The organism is Erwinia oleae (genome assembly GCF_000770305.1).
GTDB classification, from domain to species: domain Bacteria; phylum Pseudomonadota; class Gammaproteobacteria; order Enterobacterales; family Enterobacteriaceae; genus Erwinia; species Erwinia oleae.
Genome location: NZ_JNVB01000169.1, coordinates 1 through 601 on the forward strand (window position 1 = coordinate 1; position 601 = coordinate 601).

The 601-nt window shown below is 57.2% G+C and carries 1 protein-coding gene; it reads right to left on the bottom strand.

The genetic code is table 11. The features are described from left to right. A partial coding sequence (locus GS12_RS22770; protein ID WP_034951333.1) for a peroxidase family protein occupies window positions 1-601 on the bottom strand: 601 nt, incomplete at both ends.

A 601-nucleotide genomic window follows, 5' to 3' on the forward strand; every position in this document is an offset into this window, starting at 1 on the left:
GTTCCAGCCAGGTGGTTTCATCGCCCCAGTTCACATCAAGATCCGGTTCCCACACGTCTTCACGCCCGGCACCAAAGCCAAAGGTGCGGAAGCCGGAATTTTCCAGCGCGACGTTGCCCGCCAGGATATAGAGGTCGGCCCATGAAATTTTCTGACCATACTTTTGCTTTACCGGCCACAGCAGACGACGTGCTTTGTCGAGGCTGACGTTATCCGGCCAGGAGTTGAGTGGTGCGAAACGCTGCTGACCACGACCCGAACCGCCGCGCCCGTCTGTGGAGCGATAGGTTCCGGCGCTGTGCCACGCCATGCGGATAAACAGACCAATATAGCTCCCCCAGTCGGCGGGCCACCACGGTTGTGATTCACTCAGCAACGCTCTGAGGTCGCCTTTCAGCGCAGAATAGTCAAGTTTGGCGAACTCCTGTCGGTAATCGAAGGTTTCATCCAGTGGGTTAGAACGGTTGGAATGCTGGTTAAGCAGGTCAACCCTGAGCTGCTGAGGCCACCAGTCGCGGTTAGTGGTACCGCCGCCGGAGGCTTTATTTGATGCGCCTGCATGGAAAGGACATTTACCGGCAGAGGCTTCCCTTTCTGCTTC